General features: G+C 32.8%; 15 protein-coding genes. 7 read left to right on the top strand and 8 right to left on the bottom strand.

The features are described 5' to 3' along the window. The 4 genes from OLM57_RS04205 to OLM57_RS04220 all read left to right on the top strand — a co-directional run bounded on the left by OLM57_RS04205 (window position 1) and on the right by OLM57_RS04220 (window position 4,448). Window positions 1–1,473, top strand: coding sequence for a sensor histidine kinase (locus tag OLM57_RS04205; protein WP_264565991.1), 1,473 nt, complete (start codon window positions 1–3; stop codon window positions 1,471–1,473). A gap of 10 nt (window positions 1,474–1,483) precedes the next feature. Further along, window positions 1,484–2,266, top strand: coding sequence for an enoyl-CoA hydratase/isomerase family protein (locus OLM57_RS04210; protein ID WP_264565992.1), 783 nt, complete (start codon window positions 1,484–1,486; stop codon window positions 2,264–2,266). A 22-nt stretch (window positions 2,267–2,288) separates the two neighbouring features. Further along, on the top strand, window positions 2,289–3,890 hold the full coding sequence (locus tag OLM57_RS04215) for a hypothetical protein (protein WP_264565993.1): 1,602 nt from the start codon (window positions 2,289–2,291) through the stop codon (window positions 3,888–3,890). Between the two features lie 162 nt (window positions 3,891–4,052). Then, window positions 4,053–4,448 carry a hypothetical protein gene (locus tag OLM57_RS04220; RefSeq protein ID WP_264565994.1) on the top strand — a complete coding sequence of 132 codons (396 nt, stop codon included), beginning with the start codon at window positions 4,053–4,055 and terminating at the stop codon, window positions 4,446–4,448. 121 nt (window positions 4,449–4,569) lie between these two features. Here the strand turns inward: OLM57_RS04220 and OLM57_RS04225 are convergent, their stop codons facing one another. The 3 genes from OLM57_RS04225 to OLM57_RS04235 form a co-directional block, all read right to left on the bottom strand. Beyond that, window positions 4,570–5,223 (bottom strand): HD domain-containing protein, encoded by a 654-nt coding sequence (locus tag OLM57_RS04225; protein ID WP_264565995.1) that lies wholly within the window; start codon window positions 5,221–5,223, stop codon window positions 4,570–4,572. Window positions 5,224–5,329: 106 nt separating this feature from the next. Next, window positions 5,330–6,316 carry an acyl-ACP desaturase gene (locus OLM57_RS04230; protein ID WP_264565996.1) on the bottom strand — a complete coding sequence of 329 codons (987 nt, stop codon included), beginning with the start codon at window positions 6,314–6,316 and terminating at the stop codon, window positions 5,330–5,332. 12 nt (window positions 6,317–6,328) lie between these two features. Continuing rightward, entirely contained in the window at window positions 6,329–7,063 is a 735-nt protein-coding gene (locus OLM57_RS04235) for a lysophospholipid acyltransferase family protein (protein ID WP_264565997.1), read from the bottom strand. A gap of 230 nt (window positions 7,064–7,293) precedes the next feature. Here OLM57_RS04235 and OLM57_RS04240 point away from each other — a divergent pair, with 230 nt between their 5' ends. The 3 genes from OLM57_RS04240 to OLM57_RS04250 all read left to right on the top strand — a co-directional run bounded on the left by OLM57_RS04240 (window position 7,294) and on the right by OLM57_RS04250 (window position 10,235). Next, on the top strand, window positions 7,294–7,674 hold the full coding sequence (locus OLM57_RS04240; protein ID WP_264565998.1) for a ribonuclease P protein component: 381 nt from the start codon (window positions 7,294–7,296) through the stop codon (window positions 7,672–7,674). A 93-nt stretch (window positions 7,675–7,767) separates the two neighbouring features. Next, the gene (locus OLM57_RS04245; RefSeq protein WP_264565999.1) at window positions 7,768–8,595 is read left to right on the top strand and encodes a DUF4349 domain-containing protein; all 828 of its coding nucleotides are present in this window, start codon (window positions 7,768–7,770) and stop codon (window positions 8,593–8,595) included. Between the two features lie 2 nt (window positions 8,596–8,597). Next, entirely contained in the window at window positions 8,598–10,235 is a 1,638-nt protein-coding gene (locus OLM57_RS04250; protein ID WP_264566000.1) for a S41 family peptidase, read from the top strand. A 12-nt stretch (window positions 10,236–10,247) separates the two neighbouring features. Here the strand turns inward: OLM57_RS04250 and OLM57_RS04255 are convergent, their stop codons facing one another. The 5 genes from OLM57_RS04255 to OLM57_RS04275 all read right to left on the bottom strand — a co-directional run bounded on the left by OLM57_RS04255 (window position 10,248) and on the right by OLM57_RS04275 (window position 16,813). Then, window positions 10,248–10,694 carry a GNAT family N-acetyltransferase gene (locus OLM57_RS04255; protein ID WP_264566001.1) on the bottom strand — a complete coding sequence of 149 codons (447 nt, stop codon included), beginning with the start codon at window positions 10,692–10,694 and terminating at the stop codon, window positions 10,248–10,250. 38 nt (window positions 10,695–10,732) lie between these two features. Further along, on the bottom strand, window positions 10,733–11,704 hold the full coding sequence (locus OLM57_RS04260) for a DUF4837 family protein (RefSeq protein WP_264566002.1): 972 nt from the start codon (window positions 11,702–11,704) through the stop codon (window positions 10,733–10,735). A 49-nt stretch (window positions 11,705–11,753) separates the two neighbouring features. Beyond that, a complete protein-coding gene (locus OLM57_RS04265; RefSeq protein WP_264566003.1) occupies window positions 11,754–13,781 on the bottom strand; it encodes a LysM peptidoglycan-binding domain-containing protein in 2,028 nt (675 codons plus the stop codon). A 471-nt stretch (window positions 13,782–14,252) separates the two neighbouring features. Continuing rightward, entirely contained in the window at window positions 14,253–15,440 is a 1,188-nt protein-coding gene (locus OLM57_RS04270; protein WP_264566004.1) for a phosphoglycerate kinase, read from the bottom strand. A 425-nt stretch (window positions 15,441–15,865) separates the two neighbouring features. Then, window positions 15,866–16,813: a type IX secretion system membrane protein PorP/SprF gene (locus tag OLM57_RS04275; RefSeq protein WP_264566005.1), complete on the bottom strand. Its 948-nt coding sequence runs from the start codon at window positions 16,811–16,813 to the stop codon at window positions 15,866–15,868. Between the last annotated feature and the right edge of the window lie 28 nt (window positions 16,814–16,841).

Genomic DNA, 16,841 nt, shown 5'->3' on the forward strand with positions numbered 1-16,841 from the left:
ATGTTTAAAAATTTTAAGATTCCATTATTTTCATTACGCATCCGAATCTTTCTTTCAATGGTTGTTTTAATCATTGCAGCTTCTTCATTGTTAATCACAATTTCGATTATTCAATACAAAAGCGTCGCCAAAGAATACAATCAAAGAAGGATTGAAAATAAAGAGTATTTTGTAAAAAAGCATATCAATTTTATGCTCTCCAACACCTCTCTGCCGTTGACAAATGAAAATATAAAGCTAATTTTTAAAGATAAAATCCATGAGATTTCGGAGATACAAAATGCAGAAATCCAAATCTATTCGTTGGACGGAAAATTGCTAAAATCGTCCAAAGAAGCTTTTTCGGTTGAACCGCAATCTCCTACAATTCAAAAATTCATTCTCCGTTTAGTTCTATCTTCTATTGACAAAAGATATGTAGATATCAAAACAGTCAATAACCAAAAATACCGTTCTTCGTATAGTTTGATTAAAAATAAAAAATTTAAACCTATTGGAGTATTACTTTTACCAAATATACCAGATGACGGTTATTACGAAAAAGAATTAAATAGTTTCCTTATTCATTTGGCCCAAGTCTATGCTTTCATGATTGCGGTAGCTTTTGCATTGGCCTATTTTTTATCCTCCTTTATAACCAAACCCATCAACGATTTTGCCGAAAAATTGAGTGTAACGAGTTTAAATCACAAAAACGAAAAAATACCTTTTTCCGCGAGAATTAAGGAAATCAATATGCTCATTCACGCCTACAATAGAATGACCGACGAACTGGAAAGGAACGCCATAAAATTGGCTCAAAACGAACGGGATTTGGCTTGGCGCGAAATGGCAAAACAAGTAGCACACGAAATCAAAAATCCGCTTACCCCAATGCGGCTTACGGTACAAAGTTTTCAAAGGAGATTTAACCCAGATGATAGTGATATTAAGGAAAAATTAAATGACTTTTCCGAATCTCTGATTCAGCAAATTGACACGATGAGTACCGTTGCTTCGGCATTTTCAAACTTTGCATCCATGCCTGTTCAACACAACGAAGTTTTAAATGTTGTGGAAGTAGTGGAACTTACTTTAGACATTTTCAATGAAGATTATATCGTTTTTGAGAGCGAAGAAAAAGAAATCATTTCGAATATGGATCGAACACAACTGATTCGAATCATTACCAATCTGGTCAAAAATGCGACACAAGCCATACCAGAAGAACAAGAAGAAAAGTTGGTTTTGGTTACCCTAAAAAGAAGGGCAAACGAAGTTATCATTGCTATAAAAGATAACGGCACCGGAGTACTTCCGCAACACATCAATACAATATTTGAATACAAGTTTACCACCAAAAACAGTGGAATGGGATTGGGCCTTGGAATTATAAAAAACATTATTGAAAGCTACAACGGAACCATTACCTTTGAAACAGAAATAAAAAAAGGAACTACATTTACGGTTACTTTGCCAATAATAAACTCATAAAACACCAAAAATGAACTACGAAAACCTTTTGATTACAATAGAAAACAACATTGCAACCGTTGTTATCAATCGACCAACCAAACTAAATGCTTTGAATATTGCAACAATCAACGATTTGAGTAAAGCAATAAAAGTATTGGGTAAAAACAAAGAAGTGCAAGTAATTGTTCTGACAGGCAGCGGTGAAAAAGCATTTGTAGCTGGCGCCGATATCTCAGAATTTGCTCATTTTACGATCGAAGAAGGCACTCAACTGGCATTTCAAGGTCAAGAACTCCTATTTAATTTTATAGAAAACTCAAAAACTCCAGTTATCGCAGCCATCAATGGATTTGCATTGGGAGGTGGACTAGAACTGGCAATGGCCTGTCATTTTAGAATTGCATCGGATAATGCCAAAATGGGACTTCCAGAAGTTTCTCTTGGAGTTATTCCGGGATATGGAGGAACACAACGTTTGCCACAATTGGTTGGCAAAGGTCGTGCGATGGAAATGATCATGACCGCAGGGATGATTACTGCCGAGGAAGCCAAACAATTTGGCTTGGTAAATCATGTAGTGCCACAAGCCGAGCTAACCGAATTTTGCACTACCATTGCCCAAAAAATCATGAAAAACTCTCCATTTGCTATTGGCAGAGCCATAAAAGCTATAAATGCCAACTTTACAGAAGGTAAAAATGGGTACGAAACCGAAATCAAAAACTTTGGAAAATGTTTTGGCACTGAAGATTTTAACGAAGGAACCAAAGCCTTTTTAGAAAAAAGAAAAGCTATTTTTACGGGAAAATAATACTCATCTCTTAATAACCTACATGAATAAATTAATTTTTGTTTTTGGAATCGTATTGATTTCCTTTTCCACTTTAGCCCAAAGTTTTCCTTTTAAAATTCAAAAAAGTGATGTTTTTAAAGATGAATATAAAGAGTCTGAAATTGTACTTTATCAAGATGGCGGCAATGGTGGAATCTTAATCGTTAGGTCATACGTTGCAGGGATTTCTGCTAAAAAAGGATTTTACATTGAACATTATGACAAAGATTTAAAACTAACTAAAGAATTCGAATATGAGATAACTCATACTATAACTGAAAAATTCAATCTAGTACTTGGCGTTTGTTCATTCAATAATGAAATTCAAATAGTTGAAATATACTATGATTTAAAACAAAAATCATATATCTGTCAAGCAAATGTTATATCTGAAGATTTTAATATTTCTAAAAAAGAATTGTTTCGACTGACAAAAGAAGATGTGAAGAAAGTTGGTTACTTTAATTTAGAATCTACATTTAATGAGCGGATTGGTAAAATATGGACAAACGATATTTCAGGAGATATAAGTAAAATTGACAATGCTTTTGATTTTAGTTTTAACTTTTATAATAGACAACCAATAACAAAAGGAAATAAACCAGATATAGTAATGACAGTAAATGAAGCAAAAAATGCATTTGCTATTTCTATAGATTATAATGCCAAAAATTCAGAATATTTGAAATTGTATTTGTTTGACAAAGAATTGAATAAAAAAATAGAAACTGAATTCTCAAGAGAAATCAACGATAAAAAATATAATTTTCAAAATATTCAAGTTGACCCCAATGGAAATTATATTTATTTATTAGGAAAAGCATATACAGAACTACAAGACAAGAAAAAAGAGGGTGGAAAATATTTATTTGAATTAACAAAAATCAATTCTGATTCGCAAAAATCCCAATTAATTAATATCAATGAAAATTTTATTGGCTCTTTAAAATCTGTTTTTCACAATAATCAACTGATTTGTATTGGATTTTATTCTGAAATTAACGATTTCCAGTACAAAGGAATAAGTTATTTTAAATTGGATACCAACTCGCTAGAAATTTTACAATCAAAATACAACCCGTTTTCTGAGCAATTTATGGTTGACAAATATGGGGAGGAAAAAGATAAAGAATTAAAATATTTAACTTTAAAAAATTATTTTTTTACCAAAAACGATGAGCTTTTACTTAACGCTCAGGAAGAATATTTAACCATTTCATCTTCCGGTTCTGGAATGAATGGTTTTGGTGGTGGTACTAGAACTTATGCTTCCTATGACGATATTGTTTCTGCCAAATTAAGTGTCGATGGTGATCTAGTTTGGGCAAGGAATATCAATAAAAAACAAGGTTTCCAAAATAGTGAAAATGAAAATTATGTTTCATACACCGCTGCAATAGTTGGAGACATGCCTTATTACTTTATTAATGCTGGAGAAAGAGTTAAGGAATTAGATGATAAAAGAATAGAGTTTAAAGATTCAAACAAAAACAAAGCCAATATCAATCTGATTAGAATAAAAGAAGATGGTGATTTTGAATATGAGAAAATTTTAGAAAATGAAGAAAACGAAGTTCCCTTTGTGGTTTCAAAAGAGGTTTAATTAGGTAGTTCTGTGTTTTTTCTAGGTCGAAAAAGGAGTAAAAAGCAACTATTAAAAGTAACGCTATAAATTTCAACGATTTCAATTATAATTTGAAGTACTTTAGTACATAACCCTTAAATTTGCATTTCTATTAAGAATAATTCATTAAAAACAAAACCTATGTCCTTCCAACCCGTATTTGCTGAATTTTGGGAAAAAGTAAAAGAAAGTATTGCCAATAAAACGTATGCAAAATTGACTCTCGCAAAAACCATAGGTGATACCGAACTGAAAAACATTTATGTACGACCAGTTTTGAATGAAGGTGTTTTTAGCCTTTCGGTAACTGCACGCTATAAAACCGAAGAAATTGAGAGTTTTCATACTCTTGATGAAACTTACATTGTTCTTGCTCCATATATGAATAACCCGTTTTTGACGGCACTTTTATTCACCACCGAAAATGATATTACCTTTAAACTCAACAAAAAAAGAGTGGGAAGCATCATTGAACAAGCGCCAACTTTTAAAAATGCATCGGATGTGATATTGGAAATGAAAGAGAAAGGTCTGTAGGTTTCAGAAGGCAGAATTCAGGTTGCAGATTATCCTAAACATTTAAGTTTTTACCTCATAATTAAAAGACTATTTAATTATGAGGTAAAAACTCTGAAATCTAAATTCAGCCTTCTGCAATCTACTGCTCCCCGTCCCATTCGGCATAAAACTGTGCGAGGAAGCCTTCCATATAGTGATGTCTTTCTTTGGCAATTTGTTTGCCTGTTTCGGTATTCATTTTGTCTTTCAACAATAACAGCTTTTCATAAAAATGATTGATGGTGGGTGCCTGACTGTTTTTGTATTCTTCCTTGGTCATGTGCAAATTGGGTGCAATTTGAGGATCATACATCGTTCTGTTCTTAAATCCGCCATAGTTGAATGCTCTCGCAATACCAATGGCCCCTATTGCGTCAAGACGATCCGCGTCCTGAACGATATCCAATTCGATAGACGAGAACTGCTTTTCGTTTTTTCTGCCTTTAAAAGAGATGTTATCTATAATTTGAATTACATGTTCGATAACCGATTCCGAAACGGACTGGCTCTTCAAAAATTCGCGAGCTATTTTTGGACCAACGGTTTCATCCCCATCATGAAACTTACTGTCGGCAATATCATGAAGTAATGCACTAAGTTTAACAACAGTTTCGTTGCACTTTTCTCCTTTTGCAATTAACAGCGCATTTTTATATACTCTCTGAATATGAAACCAATCATGACCTCCTTCGGCATTGACTAATTTTTCTTTTACAAAAAGAATCGTTTTATTTATTAAATCCAGATTACTCATTTGCTTTGTATTTATAAAAAAGCTGATTTTTAAAGTGTAAACCTCAAAAATCAGCTATGTCAATATTAATTTCTACTTTGAAAATCTAAATTCAGAATTTTAAAAATTACAATCTCGCAGGTTCAACCCATTTGAATTGAAAAGACTCCGAAGGAATAACCAATCTTTCAGAAATTTTTGCCATTCTGCCAGGTAATTTCATCAAATAATCACGTGCTTTTTCTGCTTCATCTGTCAAACCGGAAAATTTATCTATTTCCCATTTTTCGATTAATTTTTGCATAATTTCGACATAATCATTGGCCGTATAAACGCCAATTCGTTGTGCCGAATCTGAAAAATGTTCGAATGCAGAGCTGATTTTATTTCCAGATTCTCTCAGGAAATGTGCAGGCATTACGATTTTTTGTTTCATCATGTATTGAAAAGCAAGCATCATTTCGCTTGGATCTACTTTGAAAATTTGAGTAACAAATTCGCTATACGCATGATGATGACGCATTTCGTCACCCGCAATCATTTTGCACATTTTGGCTAATTTTTTGTCTCCGTAACTTTTTGCCAATTGAGAAACTCTATTGTGAGACACATAGGTCGCCAATTCCTGAAAACTGGTGTATACAAAATTTTTGTACGGGTCTCTACCGGTACCAATATCAAAACCATCGTTGATAAGATGTTGCGTGGTCATTTCGATTTCGCGCATATTTACACGACCGGACAAATACAAGTACTTATTTAATAAATCACCATGACGGTTCTCTTCTCCAGTCCATTGACGCACCCACTTGGCCCAGCCGTTTCTTTCAAGATTATCCACACCTTCTACTTCCATCAACCAATTCTCATAGGTTGGCAAAGCTTCTTCGGTAATCATATCTCCAACCATGGCTACCCAAAAATCATAGGGCAAATCTTTGGAGATTTCTCTAAGTTCTTTTACTTCTTCAAGAAAATTATCACTTTCTGAATTGGGTAAAAAGTCTGAAGGTTGCCAAATTTTTTCTACTGGAATCAAGTATTGATCAACAAAACCATCAACCTTACTTTCTAGAAATTGCATTACTTCTAGGCGAATGTTTTTTATAGACATTTTATATAAATATTAAATTTTTATTCCTTTTACAATAGCAGTTTCAGTCTTTTCCATGATTTCTTTAAACTCAAAATCCTTAACTGCAAATCCTTCATGAACTACAAAGGTAATACGATTTCCTAAACCATACGGAAAAGATCCATATTTTACGAGTTTCCATGAATTATTAATACTTATGGGAACGATATATGCCGATGGTGCATTCTTGCATAAAATCTTCAAACCAGTTTGGGCAAATTCTTTTGGTTTTCCGTCTCGACTGCGCGTCCCTTCAGGGAAAATAACAGCAGAACGTTTGTGTTTCTCAATATAATCGGCCATTTTTTTAATAGACGGAATGGCTTGTTTTGGGTCTTTACGGTCAATCAAAACCGAACCGCCATGACGCAAATTAAAAGAGACACTTGGAACTCCTTTTCCTAATTCTTTTTTGCTCACAAATTTGGGATGAAAACGTCGTAAAAACCAAATCATTGCAATGATATCATACAAACTTTGATGGTTGGCAACAAAAATAATAGGAACTCCTTTTGGAATACTTTCTCTATTCTCGAAACTAAAAGTTGTTCCAAGTAAGTGTACAATTCGCAATAAAATAAAATTTAGATAATCAACACTTTTTTTATGCGCCTGATAACCAAATACGTTTAAACATATCCATTGAATGGGGTGAAAAACAACCAATGTCAACAGAATTAATATTAAAACAATAAAAGATAAGGGATACGAAATTAACTTTAGCATACTATTAAATTTGCCACAAAAGTAAGAAATATATTTTTAGGAGATTTATATACAAAGCAATAAAACAAAATAGAATTAGACTATTGTATTTCAATTATTTAGATATTCATTTGAAATTTTAGTCGGCTCATTTTCTAAAAACAAGTTAAAATTCACTTAACCTGCATTTATTGTATCGCTGTACTTTAATTGTACCTTTGCCTATTACTAATTTTGACTCTTTTAAAAAAATGAACTTTACCTATCCCAAAACGGAGAAACTAAAAAGCAAAATCACCATTGGACTATTGTTTACCGAAGGAAAGTCGGTTTCTAAATATCCGTTGCGATTGGTTTATAATAAAGGAACTTTTGGTGATGGGGAGAAAATAAAAATTGGGGTTTCAGTTTCAAAAAAATATTTCAAAAAAGCCGTAGATCGCAACTATTTCAAAAGAGTTTTGAGGGAAACCTACAGACTGAACAAGCATTTACTACTAGACAATTTGGAGCAACCCTATTCTTTTATGCTTTTTTATCAAAGCAAAGACAGATTACCTTATGAAGAAATCAATACCAAAACCATACAGTTGTTTGAGAAATTTTTGTTGCAAATAAAGAAAGAAGAATAGCAATCGACATCATTTTATTTAAAAAAGAGATACAATTCAGCTTAGCTTGTAATCTAAATTAATTTTGTATTTTTAAAAATAAATTACAGCCCTATGAAATCAAAATTAATAATTACTCTTTTATTTTTATCGTTTTTTAGTTGTAAACAAGCCGACGCCGAAGCCTCTTCAAATGTATCAATGCAGGCAATTAAATTAGCTCCAAAAAAAAATATTGTTTCGGAAGATGCTAATTTTGAATCTCCGAATGCAGCGGACAAAATAATAACGCAAAAAATAATCAAGAATGGTAATTTGAGGTTTGAAACAGACAATTTGGAAACCACTTATGACCAAATAAAAATTGCCGTAAAAAAAGGGAAAGCCTTCATACAGAATGATAGTGAAGGAAAAGAATATAATTCAATTTACAGAAGAATAACGGTAAGAATTCCTAGTGAGAATTTTGATTCCTTTATAAAAGATATTTCAACCGGAGTTGCTTATTTTGACAATAAAGAAATTAGTTCCGAAGATGTTACCGAAGAATACATTGACATTGATGCTCGATTGAAAGCCAAAAAAAAACTGGAAAACAGGTATCTGGAACTTTTAGCTAAAGCAAACAAAATGTCTGAAATGCTGGCAATTGAAGCGCAGCTTTCGGCGATTCGAGAAGAAATTGAAGCCAAAGAAGGTCAATTGAGATACATGCAAAACCAGATTTCTTTGAGTACCATAACAATAGAATTTTATAAAACGGTGGCACAGGAAAGCGGTGTTACCATATCCTACGGAGCCAAAATCTGGAATGCTATTAAGTCAGGTTTTTATAGTGTTTCAAGCTTCTTTTTGGGATTATTAGAGATTTGGCCCTTTATTATTATAGCTACAGCCCTGTTTTATTTTATAAAAAAACGATTCAAGAAAAAAAACATATAACCATGCGTACCTTTTTCCAAAAAAAAATAATTATTCCCGTTGTTGCATCAGCCTTTTTATTTGTTGGGGTTAGTTTCAAAGATGACTACTTTGAAATCGCCAAACAATTGGAAATTTTCACTACATTATTCAAAGAACTGAATAAAAATTATGTAGACGAAACGACTCCAGCGGAGCTAATGAATAACGCCATCAAGGGAATGTTAAGTTCTCTCGATCCCTATACAGTTTACTTTAACGAACAGGAAGTTCTCAAATTTAAAATCAACAATACGGGTGAATATACAGGTATTGGGGCATTGATTACACGAAAAGACGACAAACTGATTTTAAGGGAACCTTATAAAAATTTTCCTGCAGATAAAGCGGGGCTCAAAGCAGGAGATGAAATTATTCAAATTGGAGATACTCCTCTTACCGACTTTAAAGACGATGCTTCACAACTTTTAAAAGGTTCAAAAAATACCAAAATTGACATTAAATACATTCGCCAAGGAAAAACACTCTCAACGGTTATTGTATTGGATGAAGTCGAAATTAAGTCGGTTCCCTATTTTGGAAAAATAGATGATAAAACCGGTTATATTGTGCTAGCTCGTTTCAACAATAAAGCCTCCAATGAAACTAGAGATGCTTTAGAACAATTAAAAAAACAAGGTGCCGAAAGAATTGTCCTCGATTTAAGAGGAAATCCTGGTGGATTGCTAAATGAGGCTGTAAACATTTGCAACCTTTTTGTTCCAAAAAATGAAATTATAGTAACGACAAAATCAAAAGTAGAAAAACACAACAACACTTATAAAACATCAAAAGAGCCAGTAGATACAAACATTCCTTTAGTGATTTTGGTAAATGGACGAAGCGCTTCTGCCTCCGAAATTGTTTCGGGTGCCTTACAGGATTTGGATCGTGCGGTAGTTTTGGGAAGCCGCAGTTTTGGAAAAGGATTGGTGCAAAGACCTGTAGAATTAACATACGGAACGCAACTCAAAGTGACAATATCCCGTTACTACACACCATCAGGCAGATGCATTCAAGCTTTAGATTATGCCCATAAAGATAAAAATGGTGTCGCCACAAGAACAGACGCAAAAAACTATAACACTTTTAAAACCAGAAAAGGCAGAACGGTTTATGATGGCGGAGGTGTTTTACCAGATGTTGAAATGGAAGAAACCAAGACCAGTACTATCGCTAATGCATTGCTAAAAAACGATGGAATCTTTAATTATGCGACTAATTATTATTACAAAAATCCAAATTTAGGAACTAAAATTCCAGTCTTGACAGACGCCGATTACTTGGATTTTAAACAATTTTTGAAAGCACAAAAACTCACTTTTGACACCGAAACAGAAATAGCTCTGAAAAACACTTTGACTACAGCCAAAAAAGAAAAACTAGACGAATCAATAGCGCCAGAATACCAACAATTACTTACTGCTTTGCAAAAATCCGAAAATGCTAAATTGGACAAAAACCAAAAAGAGATAAAAGGATTATTGCTTGATGAAATTATCATACGATACCAATACCAGGAAGGCTTGTATGATTATTATATAAAAAATAATGCCGAAATCAAGAAAGCGGTCAGTATTTTGAATAATCCTACTGAATACAATTCGATATTGAAAATATAACGAAAGCAAATATCAACCCCTAACCATCTCAATATGCGGAATGTCATCCTCAAGATACATTTCGCTTGTCTGAACAAAACCATGAGTTTCATAAAATTTTTTGAGGTATAGTTGTGCGCCTATAGTGATTTGACTTTCATTAAAATGAAGAAAAACACCTGCAATGGCTTCCTTCATCAACTCATGACCCCATTTTCTATCCCTATAATCGGGATCAACAGTTACTCTGCCAATCGAGGCATTGTCAAAACTAATACCAGATTTAAATAATCGTGCATGAGCCACAATTTTACCTTCAAAAGTTCCGAACAAATGTAAAGCCAACTTATCCTTACCGTCAGGATCAAGATAGACACAGTTTTGTTCAACAACAAAGACTCTACTTCGCAATTGTAGTATATCATACAATTCATTTGCTGTTAGCGCCTCAAAAGGCTTTATTTTCCATTCTAGGGACATATTCTCAAGTTAATGTTAATTAAAAAATACTGTTTTAATTATTGTATTTGTACTCCCTCGATAATTGATTCAAGTTCATGCATATAATCCCGTTTGTCCTTTGATGGAAAATAGCTAAAACCCGCAATAAACAAAACTCGATTTTTATCAGGATCTTCAATAAAATAATTGACATAGGAACCAAACATAAAACTGTCTCTCAATCGCCAAGTTCCTTTGGTTTGATAGGTCGTCTTAACGTCGATTTTTGTTTTCAAAAAATAAATCGGATAGGATTTGTCAATATACATTTTCGATAATGAGTCGGCTCCCTTTACATATAACGCACTAATGGAGTCCTGAATTTTTAAAATTCTAGAAGATAAATTGGATTTGTTTTTTAAAGCATTCAAAGGCAGTTCTGAAATCAACAAACTATTACTGCCGCCTACGAATTCTCTTTTAAACCATACAAAATCATTGTTTCTGATAATATAAGAATAACTTGAAGGAATCTTTAGCGTGATTTTGAATTGATTTTGGATTGATTTTGGATTAGAAATAGAATCACTAAGCAATCTTTGATGCTCAACGATTTCTCCTTTTTTTATAATTTGAATAATATTGGGAGCATTTTTTTCTAAAACATCAAGAATTGCAGCGACTGAATTTCCGGTAATATGAAAAACATTCTGAGGGCTTGCATATTGATTTTTATTGATGCTAAAACTATTCGAATCTCCTTTTTTAATGACGATTATTGACCTGCTATTGGTCATAAATCCTTCCATAAAATTAAGGGGGTATTGATTGATATCAAATAGCGGTTCTTCTTTTGGCAAACCTTCTACTGGTGCGGCAAATTTGTTTCGAATACTGTCACCCACCACTCCGTTCCATAACTTATCATCGATAACAACAGAAATAGAATTGATATTTCCTGAAGATGTTCTTGACAACTTATCCTCTTTCTTAGAACAAGAAAGAAAGAATGGAAAAACGATCAGAAATAAAACAGCAATTTTATTCATTATACATTTGAATATAAAATAGACTTCAAAAGTATAGAAGTTTATTGTATTATCCTTTTATTTTTAAATCCATTCCTGGTTTTAAATCGTCACCAGTAATATTATTCCATTTTTTTAAGTCAGATATAGTAACGCCTGGGTATTGTTTGGATATGCTAAATAATGAATCTCCTTTTTTTACCAAGTAGCTACTCTCACTATTTATTGAAGTTGTATTGTCTTTCTTCTTGAATGAATCAACAGTCGCTTTATTTGTAACAATAGCAATTTGATTTTTGGCTACAATTAAAGTATTTCCTATTGCAAGGTTATTGTTTGATAAATTATTCCATTGTTTAATATCCGTCAAAGAAGTTCCAAATTTCTTTGCAATGGTTCCTAAATTATCTCCTTTTTGAACAACATATTGAATGTCTTTTAGTTCTGGAGTATTTACCGCCACTATTTCTTTGCTTTCAATTGCCTGGTTGGCTATTTGTAAAGTTGCTCCCAATTTAACATTTGCAGAGGTTAAGTGATTCCATTCTTTAATTTCGGCTACAGTAGTATTGTATTTTTTTGCTATAGCATTGAGGTTGTCTCCTTTTTGAACAACATAAAAAGGAGCTGTATTAGAAACTAATGTATCCGTCTTGTCAACAATTGTTTTAGAATCCGTTGTCGTTGCTTTTTGGCTTTCTTTGGCAAAATTTGCTTTATTTGCACTTAGACTTGCCACCATGCTCTCTTTTTCGCCTGTGGCGTTTTCAATAATAATCTTCAAGGATTTACCAGATGCTACTGAATTGCCTTTAATGTGATTCCATTTTTTTAAATCAGAAACAGCAACATCATTCTTTCTCGCTATATCGCTAAGATTATCACCGCGTTTTACCTTGTAATATTTTGTTTTTGTATTAGAAGCTAGAGCAATTGCAGCAGAATCTTTAATGAAGAAATTCTTTTTCCCCTGATTCGTTTTTTCTCTTTTATCTAATTCGTATTGAGCGTAAGCATAAATTTTGTCTTCGTTTGAAGTAAAAACAGCAACTTTGGAAGAAGGCAGTGTTAGATAATGGTTTTTTCCAGCATAATTTGGAATCACATTCCGTTTGTAAGAAGGATTTAAAGCTTCCAATTGTTCAATAGGAATGTCTAATAAATTTGAAATTTGAGCAAAAGACATTTCCTTTTTAATCATTATCGTATCGGTAGCAAAGTGTTTTACAAGTGCTTTTTTCGGAATGATTCCGTGTACTGTATGATATTCGTAAATGTACATTGTTGCAAGAAATGCCGGAACATAACCTTGAGTTTCTTTTGGTAATTTATCTTTAATATTCCAAAAATTTTGCTGGCCTCCAGAGCGTCTGATGGCTTTGGTAACATTTCCAGGTCCTGAATTATAGGATGCTAGAACCAGATCCCAATCTCCAAAAATTGCAAACATATTGGTCATATATTGTGCTGCGGCTTCAGAAGATTTCAATGGATCAGACCGTTCGTCTACATAGGAATCAATGTTTAGATTGTATTGTTTCCCTGTTTGGTACATGAATTGCCACAAACCGGTTGCTCCTACCTTAGAAACTGCTTTTGGATTTAAAGCGGATTCTACAACGGCCAAATATTTAATCTCTAAAGGAACGTTTTGTTTGGCTAATGCTTCTTCGAAAATAGGAAAATAATATTCGGATATTGCCATTTGATTGGCAAATGCTTTTCTTCTGTTTTTAAGAAATGATTTTATCAAGTTTTCCAAACCCTGATTGTATTCAATATTAAAAGGAGATTTGGCATCCATTGCCGCCAGTCTTTCTTTCAATAATTCAGTAGGCAATTCTTTATCGATATCTTTATCAACATTAACTGTATTTATTTCTTTATCAAGGTCACTATAAATATCACAATTGGCCACTTGATTCATCCATAAACTATCTGTTTTAATAGTTCTGTCGTATTTAACAAAAGTGTTTTTAATGGAATCTAAATAAGATATTGGGGAATCTTTGATCAGTACTTCACTTTTCGACGCAAAATTTTGCGAAAACATAGAAATAGAAAGCAAAAGAAAAAACGATAAGATTGTATTTTTCATAGGATGAAATTTATTGTTTTTTTAAAGGTTTTCCTAAGCAATGACAGGAATTCACATTAAATAATGGTAGCTAAAATTTTTCTCGAATAATGATCATTTCATTGTCATAAATGCCAGATCAATGTGCTATTATTCAAATGATTACAAATCCTTTAATGCAAACTTAAAATGTATTTTTTAAAATCAGACATAAATAATGTTAAATGTACAAAAAAAATCGCTATTTGACCTAAATATTTAAAATTTGTATGAAAAAAATTTCAAATAAACATTTCTTCATTAAATATAAACTTGCCTTAAAAAATAATTTATGCAAACACATCTGATTCTTAGAAAAGTAAAAAAATTAAATTGACTTAAAGAGAACAACGTCATTAAATTCATATTATTTCATAAAAAAAACCTATTAGCGAAATGAATCACTAATAGGTTTTTAAAATATCTAAATAAAATTGTCAATAAATTGCTGTATTAGTCTAAAATCGCAGCAATTCCAGGCAATGTTCTTCCTTCCAACATTTCTAACATTGCACCACCTCCTGTAGAAACGTAACTCATTTTGTCTTCTAGACCAAATTGTTTAACTGCCGATACTGAATCACCTCCACCTACAAGCGAAAACGCCCCATTTGCAGTAGCAGCCGCAATATAATTTCCAAGTGCAATAGTTCCTTTTGCAAAACTTTCCATTTCAAAAACACCTAAAGGTCCATTCCAAAGAATAGTTTTTGATTCCATTATGACTTTTTCAAAATTGGCTAACGATTTTGGCCCAGCATCGAGTCCTTGCCATCCATAGGGTATTTGCTTTACATCTACAATTTGAGTATCTGCGGTATTAGAGAAGTCATTGGCAGCAATGACATCAACTGGTATATGAATTTGAACGCCTTTTTCTTTGGCTAATCTTAATATTTCTAATGCCAATTCTTGTTTGTCATCTTCGCAAATAGAATCACCGATTTTACCTCCTAATGCTTTAACGAAAGTAAATGTCATTCCACCACTAATAATCATGTGGTCTACTTTATCAAGAATATTTTCGATTACGGTAATTTTTGAAGACACTTTTGATCCACCAAGAACTGCCGTTACCGGTTTTTCACTGTTTTTAAGTACTTTATTCAAACTTTCAATTTCTTTGGCCAATAATAATCCAAAACATTTGCTTTCAGGAAAAAATTGAGCAATAATAGTGGTTGAAGCATGTGCTCTGTGTGCCGTTCCAAAAGCATCGTTTACATAAATATCACCAAGTGATGCCAATTCTTTAGCGAATGCAACATCTCCAGCTTCTTCTTCGTCGTGGAAGCGTAAATTTTCTAATAATAAAACTTCTCCAGGCTGCAAATTTTTTGCTGCCTTTTGAGCCTCTTCACCCACACAGTTTGAAGCAAATTGAACGGGTACTCCAAGTATTTCAGAAGTAGTTTTTAGGATATGCTTTAGGGAGTATTTATCTTGCGCACCTTTTGGTCTTCCTAAGTGAGACATCAAAATTACGCTTCCTCCTTGAGCTAAGATAGCATCTATAGTTGGTTTTGCCGCTTCGATACGAGTGGCATCAGTTACATTAAAGTTTTCGTCTAAAGGAACATTAAAATCAACACGGATTATTGCTTTTTTATTTTTGAAATCAAAATTATTTAACGTCTTCATGGTTCTTTTTTTTAGTTGTTTTTGAAAGAATAACAAAGATAGAACATTTAAATAAGTAATAAATTTGAAAATTCTAAAAAAATTGTGAATTTACTAACGAAATCGATGTAAACTCCATAATAACCCGTTGGGTGAAATTATTTTTTACCACATAGAAACATAGAATTTATAGTTTTTAAAAGAAAGAAATAGACGTTTTACTCTTCACATAGATATTCTATGTGTGAAATAGTGCTATTTCTATATATTCTTTGCCTATTTAACATTAATCTATGATTCTATGTGGTTAAATTCTTATTTTATTTGAATTTAACCCAACGGGTAAACAATACTAAAAGAAGTCAAAATATCAAAATCAAATTAATACAAAAAAAAGAGATGCACAGTTGTACATCTCTCCAAATAAAATATATAATTTTTTAACTTTAATCGTGTACAGGACTTTGCGTGCAAGGACAGTTACTAGCGCCCTGAAGAAATCTAAGTCCAATTGTTAAGGAATGTGTACCAGAATTATGTTCTGCTAAATTGTTAAGTGTTATTTGGTACGAATACCCCATGGTAAATATGCCTTTTTGAAACCCAAATATAGGTCCAATACCCAGCGGTTTCCCAATTTGATCGTTCAGGAAACGGTACGATGCGCCTATCCAATAATACTCTTCGTATCGGTTAAATTTCCTGTATTTAAAGTTTAAATCCGTACTAGAACGTCCATCACTTTGAAACAATTGATAAAAAACGGATGGTTCCAGCTCTTCCCTGTTTCCGATATCAAAAACATAACCTGTATAAATTTGATAATTGGTCAGTAAATTAGGTTCAAGTTGAGTTGTATAATCAAGATTCTTTTGCAAAATATTAGTGGCATTAAAACTCGCATAAAACCCCCCAAATCGATATAAAAGTCCCACCTCAAAGTTGTTATTGGTTGTCGATCTATTATCGGTAATTCCAGGATCTAATTCATGGGGAGGCAAAACAAATCTAAATGAGTTAAAAATGTATGAAATACCAAAAGACAAATATTGTTTGGAATAATAATCTAAAATAATATGGTGCGCAAAAGTAAGCTTCCCCCCAGCTTGACGAGTGTTTCCATTGCTGTCATTATACAAAGACAATCCAACCCCCGATTTGTCTAAAACCCTAAAATCGGCATAAAGTGCTTGGCTTTCTGGAGCGTCTTTGACTCCCACCCATTGCTTATATCCATTAAGATTGACTCTAAAATTATCTCCGATCCCAGCAAAACTTGGAGATAAAATAAAAGGATTATCTGCTAAATATTGAGTAGCTACCGGCACATTCAACTCCTGACTGTAACTATATGTTACAGTCAAAAGGAAAAAGTATATTACGATTTTTTTCATTTTATTTTGTTTTATTTATAAGATAACC

Origin of the sequence: Flavobacterium sp. N3904 (assembly GCF_025947305.1) — a bacterium.
In the GTDB taxonomy this organism is placed as follows: domain Bacteria; phylum Bacteroidota; class Bacteroidia; order Flavobacteriales; family Flavobacteriaceae; genus Flavobacterium.